Below are 20,692 nucleotides of genomic sequence, written 5' to 3' on the forward strand. Positions count from 1 at the left end.
GTATTTTACTATAACTTCGATTTGTCTACATTCTCACAATTTTCAATTACAATCGCTTCACGGGGATCTTTACATTTTAAATCGAATTTTAAGTTTTGGATTTTTAGCCCGTTCACATATTTAAAATTGAAACCATAGCTTGAAAGATTCCCGAAGGTATCAGGTGAAGGATAGCCGCGTTTTTTGGCAGCAAGAAGTGCCGTCATATCAATGTTTCTATCAGCACTTTCTCCCGGATGAGTCAATTCAATAGCAATGTTTTCAAGAACAACATTATTTATTTTATTGGCATTATCTAAACCTGTAACAGAAGATGCCATTGGTCCTGCACCAAAAGCTTTCATATTCGATATTCTGATGTTTTTTATGCTTCCAATTGCAGGTACCGGAGCAGAGGCAGTATGCTTACGGCTTCTGTTTCCAAGAGTAACAAATATTGGAGTAACACAATCAGTAGCTTCTATATTATCAAACCAGACATTTTCCATTTTTCCACCGTCCGTAATGATAAGGGTGATTGCTGTGCGGGTTGTTTCTGTTCCATTTACTTTGTGAAAACCTGTTACAGATTGCACGACTTTGCAGTTGCGGTAGATAATATTTTTAAATCCTCCTGTAGTTTCTGTTCCCAATTTTAAAGAGTTACAGTGACTCGCGGCAGTACAATTTTCGATCAAAACATTTTCACAGGCTGACGGGCCGTTGCTTTTTAAACAAATGGCATCGTCATCACTATCGAAACGTGAATTACGCACATACACATTGCGGCAGCCGTCAATATCGATTCCGTCATTATTTTGATGCGCGTGGTTGAATACATTCATATTTTCGACCATTAAATTCTCGCAATCCAGATAATGCTGTAACCATTGTGGCGAATTCAGTAACATTATACCACTCATATAAATGTTTTTAGAACTGATAATTCTTATTCCGTAAGGTCTGCGTTTGTCGTTATTTCCTGTGCCTAAATAAGTGGCGCTAGTTCCTTGAAAATCAATTATACCTTTTCCGGTAATCGAAATTCCATCTACTTTTTCGGCATAAAACAGCGATTTATCTACCTGAAGATCGGTGTTGTTTTTATATTCAGGTTGTATTACGATATAATCTTTCGGGTCTGTGCTTCCCAGTATTTTTGCATTTTTATCTAATTCGATATGTACACCTGATTTTAAAATAAGTGTTCCTGTTAAATACATTCCTTCCGGAAAAAATAGGCGCGCCGGTCCTTTTTTAGAACATTCATCAATCGCAGTTTGTAGTTGTTTTGTAGTCAATTGTTTTCCTTCGTTTATGGCTCCAAAATCTTTTACTACATTAAAAACAGGTAAATTACTGTGATCTGCAGCAAGGGATTTTTCGAGTTTTTTTGCCATTACTTCCAAATCTGAAGCTAATTTCAAATGATCAAAACTGTTGGTTTGTGCAATTGCAGCATTTGCAAAAACAAAAGCTGCAAGAGTAAGAATTAATTTAGAGAACTTCTTTTTCATGATATTTTTGTATTTTATTTAAGCGCTATTTTCTTTTTGATTGTTTCGTTTTTCTTCAATATTATTTTTTCTCCGTTGAGGTCAAATTCACAGTCTTTCCATGCTTTCAATTCTATTGAAGCCGATTTTTGATCAACTTCACCGCTGACCGTTACACCCAACTTTGAATAGATATTTTGCAGATAAACTTTTTCTTTCCACGGATTGCATTTTGCTATTTCGAGTTTGCCGTACCAGTCTGTCACAATATTATTTAGAAGTGATTGCGTAATAAGGCCGTTCGTAATATTGTAATAAGCGTCCTTGTAAACACCACTGGTTTCATAAACCTGAATCCATTCTGCATCAACATAATCAGCTTTTCTAAGATTATCCCAATCTTTCTGCCATCCTGGAACGTCGCCCATTCTTGAACCCGCCAATAGAAATTCACCCAAAGTCCATCCGTAGAAATAAGGTTTTTTAGCTCCCATTGTAATATCATATCGCAGTTCGTACGCGGTCTTTGAAGTCTCCGAGACTGTTTTTTCGATTGGAAGAAATGCCAGGGGATTTAACTGTACAGGATGTTTTTGACTTCCAAAATCTGATTCTCCGCGTCCTCTGTTGGTAAAATAAATACCTCTTTGTGATTTTAATACAGGAAAAGACAATCCTTCTTTTAGAATTTTAGCGTAAGTTCCATCTTCGTCTAAATTCAGTTCAATTGCTTTCTGCAAACAATATTCGGCACTAAAAAGAGCACACAAATAATCGTCCTGATTGACTCCGCCTTTTTCATCTTGTCCTGTTGAAGGCTGAATGATGATGTGCCAAAGATTATCAGCTCCTTTTTGAGAAATGCTTCTGTAGAATTTGGCTGTTTCGGCAATTAAGGGTTTTGCGTTTTTTTCTGTCCAGTTTTTATCGTTTACAAAAACCGAAGTTTCATAAGCCATTCGTGCCATATAACCCGAATTATGAATTTCGTAATAAAACTTATTTGGAACAGCAGGATCGTGATAACCTTCAAAATCACCGTAAGGAAATGTCCACGGTGCCATGATTCCATCCACATTCAAAAGGCGTTTGGTGTAGGCTTTCATTCCCGGAATTCTATCAGCAAAATTTTCAACCCATGATTTTGCCATTTCAATATTTCCTGTTGAAAGTAAAATGGAATGTACAAATGAAACATCCTGCGGATAACCAAAAGACCAGTGATTTCCTGTAAAGCCCATTGGCGGTGGTAAACCTAATTTTTGATCATTAAACGAACTTAAAAACTGAGCCATAGATCGAACCCATAATTTCTGCGCATTTAAATCGGGAACAATAATAATTCCCATGGTTTGCCATTTAGAATGCCACCATGCTGTATTTTGTTTTAACGATTTTTTGGCAGCAATAGCAATTGGTTCTTTAACAGAAAGCAAGATGTTATTTTCTCCCGATTTTAGTTTTAAAACCAAATTCGAGCCTTGAAGTTCTACCAAAGCGTTTGTTTTTAAGTACACATTTGTTTTGGCATTCAAACAAGAAAGTTCAATTTTCCATTGATCCTTCTGCTGTGTTATTTTTGAGATTTGAGTGAGCTTTTGATCGTAATGAACGTCTAAAATATCAGAAGGTTTAAAGATGATATCTGACGCTTTTCCTTCTACATTAATTTTTATTCCGGCCAAATTTGTATTGACCGCATCAAACCAGGTTAGAACAGTAACTTTATTTTGACCTTCTTCAAAATGGGTTGAAATCGTACCGTCATAATAACTTTGCTTCTGACTGTAGTTTGTTGCTTTTACCGGCTCTTTTTCCCAATAAAAATGAGCAAGTGGAATGAGATAATCGGCATTATATTTTGCTCTTACAAAATGATGCATATTAAAGTATTCTGTTTTTCCATATTTGGTAAATGAAGCATTTTTTGAAGGGTCAATATGTAATCCAAGCGGACCATAAGAACTTCCAAAAACACCATTTCCCTGATACAAATTAATGGTGGCAGTATCAGGTAAAGATTTTCTCTCCAGATCTGTTGATCGTATTGTCTTTTCAATATCCTTAGCACTTATAACTGTTTTTTGCGCAGTGACCTGGCAGAAAACAGATAGAAATAAGCCTAGTAACAATATTTTTTTATTCATAATTATATTCTTTATCAACAAATTATTTTAGAAGCTAAAAAGATAGAATTTGTCTTAAGCTATTTTATTTAGTTAAAGTTGTATTTCGAATATTTACGCCTTTAACATCATCAGTCAATAGTATGTTTTTTACACCATCAGCTGTCTGCAACTTCAAATTATCAATATCAAGTCCCTGAATATCTGAAAACATGGCAGCAGGGCGCTTATCGATTGTTTCAAACTTGGTTATAATGTTTGCCAGTTCTAAATTTTTTACGTGTCGCACAAAAATCCCGTATGCAGGCAAAGTCCCAATCTTATAAGGTTCCGGATAACCGTTTCCAAGTTCTCTAGGTTTTATGGCCGTATCTTCTAAAGTTCCTCCGCCTTTAGTTATTAGACGAATATTTTCCAGTCGTAATCCATCAATAGGTTCCTCAGGCAAGCCCATAATTTGTATACCGCTCATTTTATCTGATACAGTTGCAATAACATTAGATATCAAAACATTTTTCATACGACTATTGGTTTTAACTTCCGGCGATCGGTTGCGGTTGCCTGTTGCTACATAAATTGCATAGTGGTATAAATCCGTCATTACTAAATTGGTGATAGTAATGTTTTCAAGAAGTGCACCGTCTACTGATTCAAGTGCGAGTCCTCGGCAGCTGCGTATCGTACAATTAGAAATCGTAATGTTTCGAAATCCTCCGCTAGATTCTGTGCCTAATTTAATACGTCCGGAAGCATTTGGTCTAGGTTTCATAGTTCCGTCAAGCAAAGTGCCTTCCTGAAATCCGGAAACCTGACAATTGGTAATGGAGACATTTTCGGTAATTCTAAATTCGCCAAGAGCATAAGTACTTTTAAGGCAGATTCCGTCATCACCCGGAGAATTAACACGACAGTTTGAAACTACTACGTTTCGGCAACAGTCAATATCGATACCATCGCGATTTGTATCCATCGTTACATTGTCAACAGTCATCATATCACAACCCGTTGCCAATATTGCAAAATGACCGCCATGAACGATAGTAATGTCGCTGATTGTAATGTTTTTGCAGCTTTTAAGTGCAATTGCTTTATTGCCTAATCGCATTGGTTTAAAAGTCGGATTTGGATTTTGCCAATTATCGTGACCATTCATTTTATTCAAAATTTCATCATCGCGTATAATACCGCCGCCATTTATGAATCCGTGACCGGTAATGAAAACGTTAGTAAGATTCTCTCCCCAAATTAAACTATTGTGAAAATAGGTATGCGCACCGTCCTGATAAGGACCTACATTTGATGGTTCGGTTTCATCATAAGCATTCATTTCCTGAGGCGCTCCCAAAATAGTTGCGCCGGCATCAATATGCAGATTTATATTGCTTTGCAAATGGATAGAACCACTCAAATACGTTCCTGCCGGAAGCCATACTGTTCCGCCACCCACTTTTACAGCAGCATCAATTGCTTTATTAATTGCTGGACTATCAAGGTTTTTTCCGTCTCCAATTGCTCCATACGAACGAACATTAAACACATTATTTGTCTCTTTTGATTGTGCATTAAGGATAACACAGAATCCAGATAAAAGAAAAACAACAAATGCTAGAAAAAAAGACTTCTCCGTTATTGTGAAATTTAGTGTAGCTTGTTTTCTCATGGCTTTTCTATTTTAAAAAGTTTAGTTTGTGCCTGAGTTAAATTGATCTCCAGTTTTTTATTTCCGATAATAGTATTGGCTCTGTTCCAAAGCTCAGAAACTTCGACAGCTTTATTGGTAATAAATGGCAAATTAAGAGTAGTTTGTACCGTATGATTTGCTGTATGATTGATTCCTTCTTCGAGATTTCCGGCCATAATCCTAAAACTTCCATCATTAAGCTTCCACATTGATAATTGAACAGGTTGCTCTTGTTTGATTTCATCCACATAAGCAAATCCTGATTTTTTCATCGTTTCATTCATAAGTCGGGCGGTCAAAACATAAGACACCGGACTTCCCATAATTTGATCCAGAGAACCTTTGTAATTATCTGTTCCGCCAGGAAGATTATTGAAAAATTCAGGAGCATCCCAATAAATCAAATTTTTTCCGTCTTTTTGATTCAATCCCAGCGCAGGAGAGAAGCTTACGGAATAAATAGATTCAAGTCCGTCGCTAAATTTATTCTGTGTAAAAGGTTGAAAAATTGGAAATGTATTAGGAATAGAAGCATAAATGCCTTCCGTTTTATAATTAATTGTTCCAATGTATTTGGTGCTGTTAATGATCGTATCTGTTGAAGATACTCCTAAAATTGCAGCAATATCTTTATCCAATCCACCAACTGGACTACCAATAACCATTGATGGTTTGCCCGATTTTAGGACTTTAATTAAATTTTCTTTTTCAGAGGAGTTTAAATGAGACGGAGTCTGAAAAATAAATAGATCGCTTTGAACATTTGGCAGATATTCTAAACGGGTTACCGACATAATAGGAGCAGACCATTTCATTAATGTTCCTGCTTGTTCGTCAATCCATTCTTTGATGTTTTCATCTGGTTTGTTATTCGATTGCCATTCCATCGCACTTCGGTTGTAAACCAATGTTGGTCCAAAAACTTCTTTGGTTGCTACGGCATCGGCGAAAGCCTCATTGGTAGTTTGAGCAAGGAATTTTACATCCTCTTCAGGCAATAACATTTTTCCTCTATTGCCCCATGAAATGTAGCTTCCGTTAGGCATTTTGAGTCCGTTTGGAGTTTTCAATGCAGCATGCGAATACGCCCAGACCCCCCATCGCAATCTTTCTCTGGCATTATGAATAATATCCCAGGTTTCCCAAGCGTCAAAGGTTTCGGTTAAGAAATAATGGTGCACTTTTGTATCGGCAAGCATGGCAGAATGCGACAACATATAACCCAACATATAGCTGTAGCCCAATAAAGGCGAACTCCAAAAGCGAACTTCAGGAACATAATTCATAACAGGACGCTGCCCAACTTCATTCCACGATCCCGCCCAGGACTGGTCAATCCAACCGTCGAGATATCCTTCTTTTGCAATGGTTTCTAAATCAAAACAATTCGCGCGCCATCCGCCAACAGCACTTGCGGCATTTGAATATCCAATAACTAATGCTTTTGGATTCGAAATTTTGGTTTGCTTCACTAAATCTGCTGTGGCTTTGCTCCATTCTGCGACCAGTTTCGGATCTTTTGGAGCGGTTTCGCCATACGGACCTTTTCTTCTCGAATACAATCCTGTACCTAAAAAGCCGTCTCTTAAAATAATAACATCAAGGTTAAGTGCTTTTGACAAGCTTCCCCATTGTTTTCCGAAGAATTCTGTCAAAGGTGTTCCTTCTGGAATTCCTTCTGGAAAAGCACCATATTTGTGGGATTCAGCAGCTAATTTAGCAACCATATTTGGTTTCCCATTTCTATAAGAATTGGCATGTCTTAATGAAAATGATGATTTATCGCCGTCATAAGAGCTTTGACCTCCGGTAATAAACGTACCCACTTTAATATCTTTTAAATTGTATTTATTTTGGGCTGTTTTTTTAAGTATGGTTACTAATTTTTTCAAATCGGCATACGTCCATTTTTCGTAATTGATAGATTGAGGTTTATCTGCCTTTTCAAAGCGATCTTTCCATAAATCCATACGCTCCGGAGTTGTTCCTGCCAATTGTCCCTGGTCTTTGATAGAACCCCAGGTTTTCATGTTTTTAGGCAGTTTTATTTCCTGATTAATATCTCCCTGCCATTCATATAAGTAATCCGTAATCCAACCAACATTGATGATAACACCTTTCCAGCCGTCGATTCCCTGCATAAGAGGTTCGTAGCGTTGCCAAAATTCATTGGCAGATTTCTCCATGTCTTTGTGTTCAAACCAGTAAAGATCAATTTCCAGCCAACGGTCTGCAGCAACGGGTGTTTTTGCATTTGTTCCAATGCTATAAAACAGGATAGAGAATAATATAATTAGATTTTTTTTCATTAGTATTTTTATGTTTTGAACTGTTCTATGTACTACAGTTTTATATTTTTTTTCCTTTTATAAGAATATCTTTTTTCCCTCCCGCCCAAAGTAATGTGAGTGTAAAATCCTTACTAGATCTCACCGTTATTTGAGGCATTGCTTTAGCATCTTTTCTGGATTTACAATAAAAATCAATTGTACCATCAATTCCAAAAGGATATTGTTTTACTCCAAACTCATCGTTTAAAGTCACATCCCAAACAATCTTATTATTAGGAACATCAGCTCTGATTCCAAAAATATATTCGAACAAAACCGCAATAGGAGTCAATCCTGTCCATCCAACAAAATTTTTGCGATCATTTCCCTGTATTTTTTCGGGGGAATAGTTTTCGAATAAAGTGCCAGTTTGGGTGTAAACTTTTAGTACATTGTCAAAATGATTCGTTGCGATTTCATGTGCAAGACTATCCTGATGTATTTGGGTAAGTCCTCTTAAAACCATATAAGAAGTCGGTGCCCAGACAGATCCTCGCCAGTAACCGCCTTCGGCATTATAATCTGGACTATCAGCAGATAAAGTAGGAACACGATGCGGACGATTGAATTTTTTGGTATCAGAAAGTGGGCTAATAAATTGATTTATTCGATTTTCGGGAACTACATCTGCAAGCAATGCCCAATAAGAGCCGATTGATTGTAAATTAGATAACGATCCATCTTTGAAAGCATCGGTATAGAAATTCAATTTTTCATTCCACATTTTTTCGTTTACGAATTTGGTCAGATATTCAACTTCTTCTTTCAATTTTTTTACGTCATTTTCTCTATCAAGTTCAACAGCCATTTTTATCAAAAATCGAGCGGCAAAAATTTCCTGTAATGTGGTGTCGATCCAGGACATTTGACCGTTGCTCCATCTTACGCTATATCCATTTTGTAAACGTGGTTGATTGTCCATTCCGCAGCCCCAGCCAGTCGAATAATAAGTGCCGTCTTTCCACGAACGGTTGAGGTTAAACCAATTGTAATAGGCTAGAAGGGCAGGAAATACTTTTGCTAATCTGGCCTTGTCGTTAAAATTGGTGTAATATTCCCATTCTGACCAAGGCAAAATATTAGGTCCTGTACTTGAAGGATCGTAACGTTCGAAACAATCTTCACCGTTAGTACCATAAATTTGTCGACAAATGAATCCGTCTGGTTTTTGCTTGCTGTAAAAATTATCCAAAGAACCCTGAAAATTGAAAGCATTGGAGCCATAACGTCCAAATAATGTCATAAAAGCGGTGTCCCACATGAAGATATTTCCATTGAAAGCAGCATCGATATACGGAGAAACAAATCCGTTTTCAGGACTAACTTTATGAAGATTAGAAAAGGCAATTTCCCAAGCTTTCCAGTAACAAAGAATCGCATCGTTTTTTGTTTTCCAAAATGGTTGCGGAAGCTTTTCTTTTATTTGATCGAAAGTTGGCGGAGTATCAAAATTTTGTGGAGTATTTTTTATAAAATTATTTTCGGCAACCAATTTTTCAGGAATATATAATTTCTTAATTCCTTTTCCCCAGTCGGCTGTTCCAAGTTCAATAACAGGTTTTTGCGCTGTTATTTGACTTAGAAAGCAAAGGAATAGTAAAAAGGAAAATATTTTTTTCATGATTATTATGTTTATTCAACCCTTTTAATGGATTTGTTTTAACACATAGTCCCGAAGCTTCGGGATAGATTTGTATTTTAAAAAAGGCGTTTCACTTATTTAAATACACAGAGTTTTGCTATGTGAAAGAAATGTGTTTCTTTTTGTATGCTATCTTTACCTATAAATTCTATGTTTCTATGTGTTAGAATGTTTACTTTATTTTTTTATTAAATTTTAAAACCAATCCTGGATCAGAAATATCATTTTTTGATGCTGCTGAAAGACCAACTTTTCGAATTAAGTCTCCTGAGATAATTATTTTATTATCCTTAAAAACAATATCTTTTGTAATATCTGAAGAAGTATCTCCAGCCAAATCCTGACCTAAAACTTCGTAATCTGAGGCTTTTATTTTGGTTGGAAGAATCAATGTAAGTGACTCATAATCTCCAAATATTCCGATAGGATTATCAATATTTTGAATTTCCTGCTCCACTTTAATGCGCTTCGTAATGTATTCCCGATTAATACCTCGGCCAATAGTAACAACAGCAACAGCTCCATTTGGATACATTGATGATAATACAAAAGGCTGATCTGGACTTGGATTTAAAACTTTTGCCAATGGCAATCCACGGCTTACTCTTGCCGGCGCATTTTCTCTTAAAGTATCGCCTGGTTTGTGTTTTTTATTCCAGGTTTCTCTTTCTGCTAAAACCCAATAATCCTTTAGAACATTTTTATCGATACTATAATTTTCTGATCCCACTCCAAAAGGTTCGGCAATGCGGTGCCATCTTACGCCTCTTGTTATTTCATCCATTCTGTATTTCATATTTCTTCCAATAGGAGGAAATGCGTAGTCATTGGTATTATTAGGAAGTTTGTCCGGAAAAGGATAACGCATTACGCCAATAGCACAACCCAAACCTGCCGCGATATAAGGCTCATCTTCGCAATTGATAATACTTTTTGCGTCGCCTTGTGGTTGATAGTGTAATAAATTGGCAATTCTTTGAATGGTAACTGGCTGCGCAGTAACATTCTCGACATCGTAAGTTCTGTAGGTGTCGCTTACTTCAATTGTATATCCATTAAAAGCATGTTCAATTACTAAATTTGGCGCATAAGTACGACCTAATTTAGTCATGGTTTTTCTCCATTCTAAGTTTCGGGATTGTTTTCCCCAATCTACTTTCCAATAGGCAAAACCAGCTTCATTTGCAGCTTTTATGCGTTCTGTCCAATATTCTTCTGAATTTACGTTTCCTGCAATAGGTGCTTCCTGAGCACAAATCCATCCGCCAAGACCTTTCCATCCTTTTGCTTTTACGGCATTTACCAGTTTGGTTAATCTTTCTGCCGGATTTCCGGTGTAAGAAGGAAAACGCTCCTGATTTAATTCCGTAAGACCAAAAGAAGGACCGTCTTTGCTGGTTTCTGAAAGCGGAATATCCCAAGAATCATCCATAACAAAAATGAGATCTTCACGAATTTTTGGAAAAAAATTAACCCAGTTTAGATAAGTCCCTTCGCCAAGCATATTTTTTTCAGTCATTGCTTGTCTAATTTCTGCATTGGTATTGTAGCTGCATGAATATCCCTGTATGTTCCAGGTACAGAAGTAATCAGGTGCTTTTGATGGTTCATTTGGAACCAGTGAACTTTTGCTTTGCGAAAAAATATTCGCAGTAAGCATTAGAAGTATAACTGAAGAAAGAAAATGATTCATCTGTTTATTTTTATAGTATTACTTTTTGATTGAATTCAATATAAAAAATGGAATAGGCTGTTAAAAAAGAAAAACGGAACGGGAAGGAGGATTCCCATCCCGCTTCTTTCAAAAAACTAAAATTAAACCAACTCTAAAATATTATATTGAATTTAGACTGTCCTTTAGCCTGCGCCAATTGGAGCCTGTAATAAAACTTTTAAATTCATAGGGAATTCGTCCGCCTCTATTGAAGCATGACATTCTTAATAAATAACTTGAATTTTTCTCCCACGTTTGAGCATGGGAGAAAGATTATTTAGTTAATATCCAGGATTTTGATCTGACGGATCGATTTTACTATTTAAGTCGATTTCTCTTTGTGGAATTGGAAATAATAAATTTCTTGGCTGAGGATTTTTACCTGCAGCGGTCATAATAGGGATCAATTGCTCCGTACGAATCAAGTCAAAATATCTTTTGCTTTCAAAACAAAATTCCCAACTTCTTTCCTGAAGTATTGCTGCTCTGAATTGTTCTTTTGTCAAACCCGAAAGTTCCGTCATACCAGCTCCGGCTCTTTTACGAATCGCATTAATAGCTTCGTATGCATCCGTAGTTGGTCCGTTTAGTTCATTCAAAGCTTCTGCTTTTATCAACAATACATCTGCATAGCGTAAGATAGGGTAGTTGTTATTGTTGTTGCTTCGTGCATATGCCTGTGCATCAAAGTATTTAAAAATACTTAATTCCGCTAAACCTTTTGTTGGATACTCGTAATATTTGCTCGTTTTAGGATCAGTAAAACTGGATAAGATTGAAGCATCACGGCGCGTATCTGCGGCAACAAAAGATCTCCAGAATTTATCTTCAACTAGATTAATAGCAAATCCTGATATACCATTATTCTGAATAACATTTGCTGTTCTTGAAAGATAGAATTGCGAATAGGCACTTCCGTAACCTTCCGGACCAGACTGAAATTGAATTGAGAATATATGTTCCAATTTATTTTCGTTGGCTATTTTCCAGACATCTGCCGGTGTAGGATATAAACCGTAGCCGTAAGCAGCTTTATTGTTAATTACTTCTTGTGCTTTTGCAGCAGCATTAGTCCAGTCTTTCTTTGTTAAATAAACATAAGCAAGCAGGGAAGAAGCCGCACCTTTAGTAGCTCTTCCAACTCCAGTTGTAGGCTGTACTGGCAGCAATTTTGCTTCAGCTAGTTTTAAATCATCTATAATCACAGTATAAACTTCGTCTACAGATGAACGTGCTATATCAAGGCCTGCCAGTTCTTTGGTTTCCGTTAAACTTATTGGAACTCCGCCAAACTCTCTAACAAGATTAAAATAAGCTAATGCACGTAAAAAATGTGCCTCAGCTATATAAAGTTCTTTATTAGCAGCAGGCATTTCAATAGCAGGAACACGTTCTATAACTGTATTGGCTCTATTGATTACAACATAGTTGTTATTCCAGTTGTTTGTTAAAACAAGATTAGAAGATTGAACAGTAAAATTATCAATATCACTTCGGTCAGTATTTGAACCTGTTCCGGGATTAGTTTGTTCGCCTGCTAAATCTCCTACAAAGGTCATATCCTGGCTGTATATAGGTCTTAAGCCATTGTAAACAGATACTAACGCAGCATATGCATCAGCGTCGGTTTTATAAAAGTTTGTTGGTGATAAAAAAGATTGTGGATCTTCATCCAGAAAATCATTTTGACAACTGCTAAATCCAGTAATCAAAATAGATAAAGCTGCAACAATAAGAAAATTATTAGATTTCATGTTTTTTTGATTAAAGTTTTACATTAAGTCCCATTAGGAATGTTTTGGCTGCCGGGTAACCCCCACGATCAACACCAATACTAAGATTGTCCTGTCCAAATGAATTTACATCCGGATTGTATCCTTTGTAATTGGTAAACGTAAAATAGTTTTGTAAACTCACGTATAATCTGACAGACTGTACAAAAGTATTTTTGAAAACAATCTTTGGCATTTCATACCCAAACGATATATTTTGTATGCGCAGGTAAGAACCGTCTTCTACTTGTTTGTTGGTCAAACGTGTTTCCTTGGTAGTTCTTGGAACGTCAGTATTAGTATTTGTTGGCGTCCATCTGTTATTCGAACCTGGAGCATTAATATCGGTTTCTGCATTAACGTTTAAATTTAATACGTCGTTGCCCTGAACACCGTTAATTAAAACATTTAAATCGAAATTTTTGTAGCTGAATGTATTGGTCATACCATAAAAGAAATCTGGCTGCGCGTAACCTAAAATGGTACGGTCATTAGCGTCTAATTTTCCATCGCCATTCACATCTTTGTAACGTCTGTCTCCCAGTTGTACGCCTGCCTGTCCTGAAGCTATTCCTGCAGTTACTTCGGCCGGAGTTTGAAATAAACCATCCGTTACATAACCGTAGAATAAACCAACCGGTTCTCCAACTCTTAAAATTCCTGTATTTGCAATTGCTTTACTGGCACTTCCACCTCCCGCTGGTCTTTCATAATCACCGCCCAAATCTGTAACTTCATTTTTATTGAAAGTGATATTAAATGATGTTTTCCATTTAAAGTCACTATCGAAATTTACTGTATTTAAAGCCAATTCGATACCGTGGTTTCTCACACTTCCAACATTTTGAAGGGAAGTCTGATATCCTGAAGTTCCGGGAATCTGGACATCAAGAAGTAAGTCTTCTGTACGTTTGTCATAGTAATCTGCAACAATGTTAATTCGGTTTGAAAATAAACTCAAATCCATACCAGCATCAAATTGTGATGTAGTCTCCCATTTCAAGTTAGGATTAGCCACACGTGTAGAAGCTACTCCGCTTGTTATAACACCTCCAATAGGATAATTAGAAATACCTCCTAAGGCTGCAAGACTTCTGTACGTAGGGATTTCTGTATTACCGGTTTGTCCGTAACTTACCCTAAGTTTAAGATTTGAAATAACCTTCTCTGTTGACTTCATAAATTCTTCCTGAGATACTCTCCATGCAAGTGATCCTGAAGGGAAGAAAGAGAATTTATTACTTTCACCAAAACGTGATGATCCATCCGCACGCCCTGTAAGTGTTAATAAGTATTTGTCATTATAACCGTAATTAATTCTTGCAATATAAGATTCAAGTGCCCATTCGTTAATATTAGATGTTGGCGGAACAACTATTGCCCCGCTACCTAAGCTGCCATCTTCTAAAATATCATTAACAAATCGATCTGCACCTGTAGTTACATTTTCGGAAGTAAATTTCTGGCGGGTAAAACCTCCTAATGCAGTGAAATTATGTTTTTCGGCAAATGTTTTAGTATAGGTTAATGTATTTTCATTTAACCAGCTGAAACTTTGGTTAACTCCAATTCTTGCTCTTGCATTTTGTCCGGTATTTTGAATAAATGCAGGAAGATAATAATCATCTTTAACATTAATCTGGTCACCTCCAAAACTTACTTTAAACAATAAATCTTTTGTTATTTTATAATCAAGAAATAAATTACCCATTACACGGTCAGTTCTTGATAAATTTTTAATTTCTAACAATGATGCAACAGGATTTCCATAAAAGCTTCCATCTGGTCCAATAAATCTATTGTAGCTTCCATCAGCAGCATAAACTGGGGCAGTTGGCGGAGCGTAAAGAATAGAGGTTACAGCGCCTATATTGTTGGCATCCAAATCCGTATCGGTTTTTGCCTGATTGTTTGCTGTTCTTGATGCCGTAAAACTTAGTCCAAGTTTAAATTTAGAACTTAAGTTTTGATCCAGGTTTACTCTGATAGATCCACGTGTAAAATCTGATCCGCGAAGTATACCATCCTGTGTAAAATAATTACCTGAAATAGCATATTTTGTCTGATCATTTCCACCTGTAAAACCTAACTGATAGTTTTGTGTTGGAGCTATCCTAAAAGCTTCGTCCTGCCAGTCCGTTCCCTGACCATAAACTGCCGGGTTATAAATTTCCGGATCTGGGTAAATAATAGGACGTACTCTTTGAATATTATCAACATTAGCATTTTTGGCGAAATCATATGCATTTACTAAGTCTATTTTTTTACTAAGCTGCTGAAATCCATAATAAGTTTCAAAAGAAACGTTTGCTTGTCCTGATTTACCACGTTTAGTAGTAATAATAATTACACCATTGGCACCTCTGGCACCGTAAATAGCAGTAGCAGACGCATCCTTTAAAATTTCCATTGATTCAATATCACTAGGGTTAATCGAAGCTAATACGTTCGTAGGCTGCCCGTTCCCTAAAACTCCTGTAGAGTTACTGCTGTCATTGTATATAGGAAAACCATCAATTACATACAAGGGTTCGTTTCCTGCACTAATGGAGTTTCCTCCACGAATTCTTACCGATGCACCTCCACCGGGAGCGGATGAAGACTGTGTCATTTGTACTCCCGCAGCTTGTCCTTTTAAAGCCTGTTCTGTAGAGGTAAGTACTAAATCTTTTATAGCATTTTTATTAATAGAAGATACAGACCCTGTTATATCACGTTTCTTTTGAGTCCCGTATCCCACAACTACAACTTCATTTAGGCCTGCTGCACTTTCTGTCAGGGTTACATTGATAAGACTTTGTCCTTTAAGAGCAACTTCCTTAGAGTCAAAACCAATGAATGAAATTACTAGTATAGCGTTTTCATCTGAAACTGTAAGGGCAAATTTTCCATCAAAATCGGTTGTAACTCCATTTTTAGTTCCTTTTTCAACAACATTGGCACTTGGTAATGGCTGTCCTTTAGAATCTGTAATTACACCTTTTATTGGCTTAGGCGCCAGATCGAGAAGACTTGGTGCCTCGGTCATAATTACTTTACTTGCTTTGGTTTTGGTCAGTAGTATTTTTCGGTCGTCAATTTCATATGAAGTGTCTGTTCCTTTAAAAAGCATGTCCAGAATAACATTAACAGGTACTTTTTTAACGTTCAGGGAAACCCTTCTGTTTAAATCTACGGCCTTTGTGTTAAATAGGAATTTGAATTCTGTAGTAGTCTCGATTTCATCGATAACTTCTTTTACAGTAACACTTTCTTTATTTAAGGAGATTTTGGTTTTTTGAGAATATGATACGCTGGCTTGCATAACAAAACTTGCGGTGACAAAAAATAATAGTGATAACTTCATTTTTAAATCAAATTTTAAGCACGCAGGAAATAATCCATTGGACTTTGGTGGTTTTTTCATAATTTTGGAATGTTAATTAGTGATTAATCTTTTGCGGTTTGATCACTTTACCTAAGTCGGGAAATGTTAGCGCATTTTCCGATTTTTTTTTATCCAGATGATTTGGAGAGGTAATAAGTGATAGTTAGTACTAAGTTTTTTACGTGGAACTCTAATTCATAGGCATTGTTTTTAGTTTTAGTTTAGTTGATTATTATTTTATTTTCTACAATACTGTAATCGATTTGATAAACTTTTTTGAAGTAATTGAATACTTGTATAATACTTTCATTATCGGTTTCTATAGTAGCATTAAAAGTTTCATTAGCCAAACTTCTGTTATTATTGATGATAGTAACATTGTAATGGCGTTCTAATTTTTTAATGATATTTGCAAAAGATTCCTGTCTAAAGACCAAATTTCCATTCATCCATGACGTGTATAATGATGTATTCACCTTTTCATTAGATATCGTTTTCTTTTCTTTGCTAAAAGTTCCTTTATAACCGGGAGTAAGAAAAAACTCGTTTTTATTCTTAAGTAATCCGGATTGTCTCATACTAACCGAACCTTCAACAAGTACAACATCAGTGGCGTTATCTTCATTATAGTTGCTTACATTAAATTTAGTTCCATAAACCTGTACATCTAATTTGTTTGCATTAACGATAAACGGATGTTTTTTATCATGCGTAACGTCAAAATAAGCTTCTCCGGTAAGGAAGATTTTACGATTTTGGTTTTTAATAAACTGCACCGGATAAGTCATAGAACTTCCTGCATTTAAATATACCAGTGTTCCATCTGAAAGGGTAATATTAAAACGTTTTCCATTTGGGATACTTAATGTGTTGTATACTAATTTGGTCGCATTTGGATCATTTGCGTAAACTAGTTCTTTACCTTTTTGCTCGCCAACTACTTTTCCATTTGCGTCATAAACTTTCGAAGTTCCGTCAGCAGCAATAACTTTAATATTTCCATTTCCCAGTTTCAGCGTAATTTCATCTTTTTTAGGGACAATTATTTCTTTTGTATTGTTATCAAAGATGTTTTTTTGCAATACAGCACCTATTCCTAAAAACAAGATTGCGATTGCGGCATACTTCATGAAAGAGCGAAGATTGTATTTTTTCGATTTTTTCTTTTCTCTTCTGATTTCCTTAAGAAGCGCTTTTCTCACAGTTTTAATATCGGGCTCATTCATGGCTAAAGTTATAGCAAAGTGCGTTTTAACATATTCCTGAAATATCAATTGATTTTCCGGATCTTCTATCCATTTGTTTAATATATCCAAATCGTCCATGTTTGCGGACTGTGAAAAATATTTAACGATTATAATTTCTATTTCTTTAGGAGCCATTTTCTGGGGTGCTTTTTTATGTATTACAAGACAGAATTACAATACCCTAATTTTTTATTAAAATATTTTTCATATTCGTATATTTTTTTTCTTTATTTTGCCGAATAAATACTTTTTATGGATTTCGAGGATAATATAATTTTAATGGAAAGCCTCAAAAATGGGGATGAGAAAGCTTATAAGTTTCTATTGAATAAATTTCATAGAAAATTGAACGCATATGCACTAACATTGGTTAACGATCATTCGATGGCCCAGGATATTGTTCAGAATGTATTTTTAAAAACATGGAAAAACAGAATCAAACTTAATCCTGAATTTTCTATTCAAAGTTTTTTATATAAATCCGTTTATAATGAATTCATCAATACTTACCAGCAAAATAAGGCGATGATGCTATTACAGCAGAAATATGTAGACTCTTTGCAACAAGTTGTTGAAACCACAGACGAAAGTTCTATAGAACGTATGTTGGCTATCATCAATAAAGAAATACAAAATTTACCTCCAAAGTGCCAGAAAGTTTTTATCCTAAGTAAAAAGGAGGGACTAACCAATATTGAGATTGCAGAACATTTAGAAATATCCATTAAAACTGTTGAAGCACAGATTAGTAAAGCTTTTAAAATTTTGAAAGAAAAATTGAAAGATAATTATAATATGATGTTGTTTTTGCTCTTTCATTCTCCACAAAAAGAATATTCTAAGACTTGAGATACTAAAATATAAACTTTAAAAAAAATCCACTCAATCAGAGTGGATTTTTTGTTTTAAAATGTAAAAAGAAATAGTAATGTTTTACCACCTGAACTTATTTCAAAAGTTCGTTATATAGATTCGAAAGACGCTTTTCGAGCAAATTCATTCCAAATTTAGCGTCGTTAGTATACCAGTCGGTAAATGGCGCATGATTAGATGTATTTAAACGTTCTTGTGCCAGATGAATTTCGTTTAAGGTTTGCTTGACGAAATCTCTCTTTTTCTCCTTGTCTTCCTTACTTTGATAAGCCTGTACCAAATAATTTAGCGAACGATTTAAATGCAGCATTAGATAAGCTTGTCCTCTTAAGTTATCATCAAAAAAGACTTTTCCGTTTTCAAGTTTGTTATAAATCTGATCTGATTTAGTTGTAATCTTTTCCAACTTTGCTATACTTGAGGCAGTTCCTTTAGCCATAGCTTCCAGCTGATTTTCTGCATCATTATCGGCAGGAATTACTCGAAAATAACCGACACTTCCTTTACTTGGATCATCCAGCGGATGATTGTCAAGCGGGTTTGTTGAGTATTTATCTTTTTCAAGATCATTGAGTAACATTTCGATTGCACGAGCGTATCGCAAATCCTGAAATAGATATTGTCGTTCGAATCCTGGCAGGTCACCTTTTTTTTGCTGCCAATAAGAATTGAAAAAATCCTGATACAATTGAGAAATTTCGGCTCCATATTGAGAACCATAGTAATTATTGCTGAATGTAGAAAGAAATGAAGTAGAATTAAAAGGTTTAAAATTCCACATCATATCTGCATTGGCCGATAACTCTACAAGATGTTCTCGAATATTTCCGGCATTTACTACAGAAAATAGTAATTTATGACCACTCAGGCTATCAACTATACGATAGTTTTGTTCCATTTTTCTCGGACCTTCTGCCTGTGCTAAATGCGAACCTGTTGATGTAAACTGAAAATTAAGATAATAACCGACAGGTTTTCCTGAAAAAGTGTAATTGCGTATATCTAATGCTGGGAAGTGATCTCGACGTGCCGCTACGAAATTTATGATTAATGATGGCTCATCAGGAATATGAAAAAGTCCGGCAGCTGTAAGATTCGACATCTCATTATAAAGCGTTAATCGCATTGGCGGATGCGGATCTCCAGTTTTTTCTTTAAGAAGTTCGATTTGCATCTGCACCATTTCCTCGATAATTTTTGCACGGCTTTTGTCATCTTTTGGCGCATCTGGAAAAAATTCCCAAAATGGAATATCGTGATTTCCTCTAAAACCAACCAGCCAAACAACTTCTAAGTTATTTCGTTTTGCCAAATCAATATGATAACCCCAAAACTCCTTTAAAGCCTGACGGTTCGCAATTGTCAATTCAGGTGCAGGAAGATGTCTAACTTCTTTCCAATAATCTTCCCAAAAAGCATAGGTTGATCCAAAAATATTAAGATGATGACCTGTTGTTATTAAACCACGTTGTTGGCCAGTAGCAGCATCTTTCCCTGGACTATAGGGAGGCGTAAAACTTTCTTTTCCTGTAATTATGCCTTCAAGCGTATTAAGTTTAAGTCGCAGCATAGCTTCAAACAAAGCTTGATAGTTGCTGTCTGATAATTTTTGCCAGGGAGTCAGGAAATCAGTATCATTGGGCAGCCACGCTCTATATTTAATATCTGGTGAATTAAAGACCTTTTTATAATTTGCAGCCATTGTTATTTGGTTCTTATGAACAGGTGGTTGAGATGCCCAGAACCAAAGTGGTTTAACGCCCAGTATCAGCTCACTAAAACTATAAATGGCATAAATAGTCCCTCTCATATCGGCACCATTTAGAATGATATGCTCCTTATCTGCATATATTTGGTGAGCTTCCCAGTCTTTTAATAATAACTTGTTTTCTTTATAATGATCTCCTGTTGCAATTACGATAACAGGGCCTTTTTGTGGTAGTTTGGTAATAAAAGCCGATGGTTGACCCAGAACCGTATTAAGGTCTCGTTGTAAATCTTCTGCAGCACGACGAACTGGCGCTGGTTCATCAGGGCTTATATATATTGGAATCTTTCCTTTTATTATTATAGATTGTGCTATTGTAGTTTGGTTAAAAAAGGAGACCAGCAAAAACTGGAGTAGTAATAAGAAATTGTGTTTTTTCATTGTGGTTATTTTTGGGTGGTTATAAATAGTAGATAACAAAGACGCATTTAATGAGGATTCACTTAATCGTCTGGGTTATGATTATAATACAAGGCTGAAGTATAATACCCTGATTTTTTTCAGTAGTTTATTTTTATATGTGCTGTAATGACAATAGTCAAATCAGAGAGCAGATATTATAAACAATTCAATTTTACTAACAAATGTAAATTTATATCGACACGGGATATAAAACAGTTAATACTCTGCGTTCCTTATAAAATAAGACCTCAGAATTCTAAAAATGGATGGTTAGTTTAAAAGGATATTTTTTTAC

11 protein-coding genes are annotated in these 20,692 nt (G+C 35.8%); 1 reads left to right on the top strand and 10 read right to left on the bottom strand.

Features of this window, described 5'->3' with window-relative positions; all coding sequences use genetic code 11:
* Positions 1–8: 8 nt before the first annotated feature.
* From ACIDC4_RS07735 to ACIDC4_RS07775, 9 genes are all read right to left on the bottom strand, one after another.
* Positions 9–1,496 carry a glycoside hydrolase family 28 protein gene (locus ACIDC4_RS07735; protein WP_412042550.1) on the bottom strand — a complete coding sequence of 496 codons (1,488 nt, stop codon included), beginning with the start codon at positions 1,494–1,496 and terminating at the stop codon, positions 9–11.
* A gap of 14 nt (positions 1,497–1,510) precedes the next feature.
* Positions 1,511–3,622: a hypothetical protein gene (locus tag ACIDC4_RS07740; RefSeq protein ID WP_412042549.1), complete on the bottom strand. Its 2,112-nt coding sequence runs from the start codon at positions 3,620–3,622 to the stop codon at positions 1,511–1,513.
* 64 nt (positions 3,623–3,686) lie between these two features.
* Positions 3,687–5,261: a rhamnogalacturonidase gene (locus tag ACIDC4_RS07745; RefSeq protein ID WP_412042548.1), complete on the bottom strand. Its 1,575-nt coding sequence runs from the start codon at positions 5,259–5,261 to the stop codon at positions 3,687–3,689.
* A complete protein-coding gene (locus tag ACIDC4_RS07750) occupies positions 5,258–7,591 on the bottom strand; it encodes a hypothetical protein (RefSeq protein WP_412042547.1) in 2,334 nt (777 codons plus the stop codon). Before ACIDC4_RS07750 ends, ACIDC4_RS07745 begins: the two co-directional genes overlap by 4 nt.
* 40 nt (positions 7,592–7,631) lie before the next feature.
* On the bottom strand, positions 7,632–9,233 hold the full coding sequence (locus tag ACIDC4_RS07755) for an MGH1-like glycoside hydrolase domain-containing protein (RefSeq protein WP_412042546.1): 1,602 nt from the start codon (positions 9,231–9,233) through the stop codon (positions 7,632–7,634).
* 193 nt (positions 9,234–9,426) lie between these two features.
* Entirely contained in the window at positions 9,427–10,947 is a 1,521-nt protein-coding gene (locus tag ACIDC4_RS07760; RefSeq protein ID WP_412042545.1) for a hypothetical protein, read from the bottom strand.
* Between the two features lie 302 nt (positions 10,948–11,249).
* Positions 11,250–12,722: a RagB/SusD family nutrient uptake outer membrane protein gene (locus tag ACIDC4_RS07765; RefSeq protein ID WP_412042544.1), complete on the bottom strand. Its 1,473-nt coding sequence runs from the start codon at positions 12,720–12,722 to the stop codon at positions 11,250–11,252.
* A gap of 10 nt (positions 12,723–12,732) precedes the next feature.
* Positions 12,733–16,086 carry a TonB-dependent receptor gene (locus ACIDC4_RS07770; protein WP_230040219.1) on the bottom strand — a complete coding sequence of 1,118 codons (3,354 nt, stop codon included), beginning with the start codon at positions 16,084–16,086 and terminating at the stop codon, positions 12,733–12,735.
* A gap of 242 nt (positions 16,087–16,328) precedes the next feature.
* The gene (locus ACIDC4_RS07775) at positions 16,329–17,489 is read right to left on the bottom strand and encodes a FecR family protein (RefSeq protein WP_412042543.1); all 1,161 of its coding nucleotides are present in this window, start codon (positions 17,487–17,489) and stop codon (positions 16,329–16,331) included.
* A 117-nt stretch (positions 17,490–17,606) separates the two neighbouring features.
* On the opposite strand from ACIDC4_RS07775, the gene ACIDC4_RS07780 reads away from it, so the two are divergent.
* Positions 17,607–18,203 (top strand): RNA polymerase sigma factor, encoded by a 597-nt coding sequence (locus ACIDC4_RS07780; protein WP_412042542.1) that lies wholly within the window; start codon positions 17,607–17,609, stop codon positions 18,201–18,203.
* Positions 18,204–18,300: 97 nt separating this feature from the next.
* Here ACIDC4_RS07780 and ACIDC4_RS07785 read toward each other — a convergent pair whose 3' ends face one another.
* Positions 18,301–20,376, bottom strand: coding sequence for a glycosyl hydrolase 115 family protein (locus tag ACIDC4_RS07785; RefSeq protein ID WP_412042541.1), 2,076 nt, complete (start codon positions 20,374–20,376; stop codon positions 18,301–18,303).
* Positions 20,377–20,692 lie beyond the last annotated feature (316 nt).

Source organism: Flavobacterium sp. C3NV (assembly GCF_046825355.2).
Classification (GTDB): Bacteria; Bacteroidota; Bacteroidia; order Flavobacteriales; family Flavobacteriaceae; genus Flavobacterium.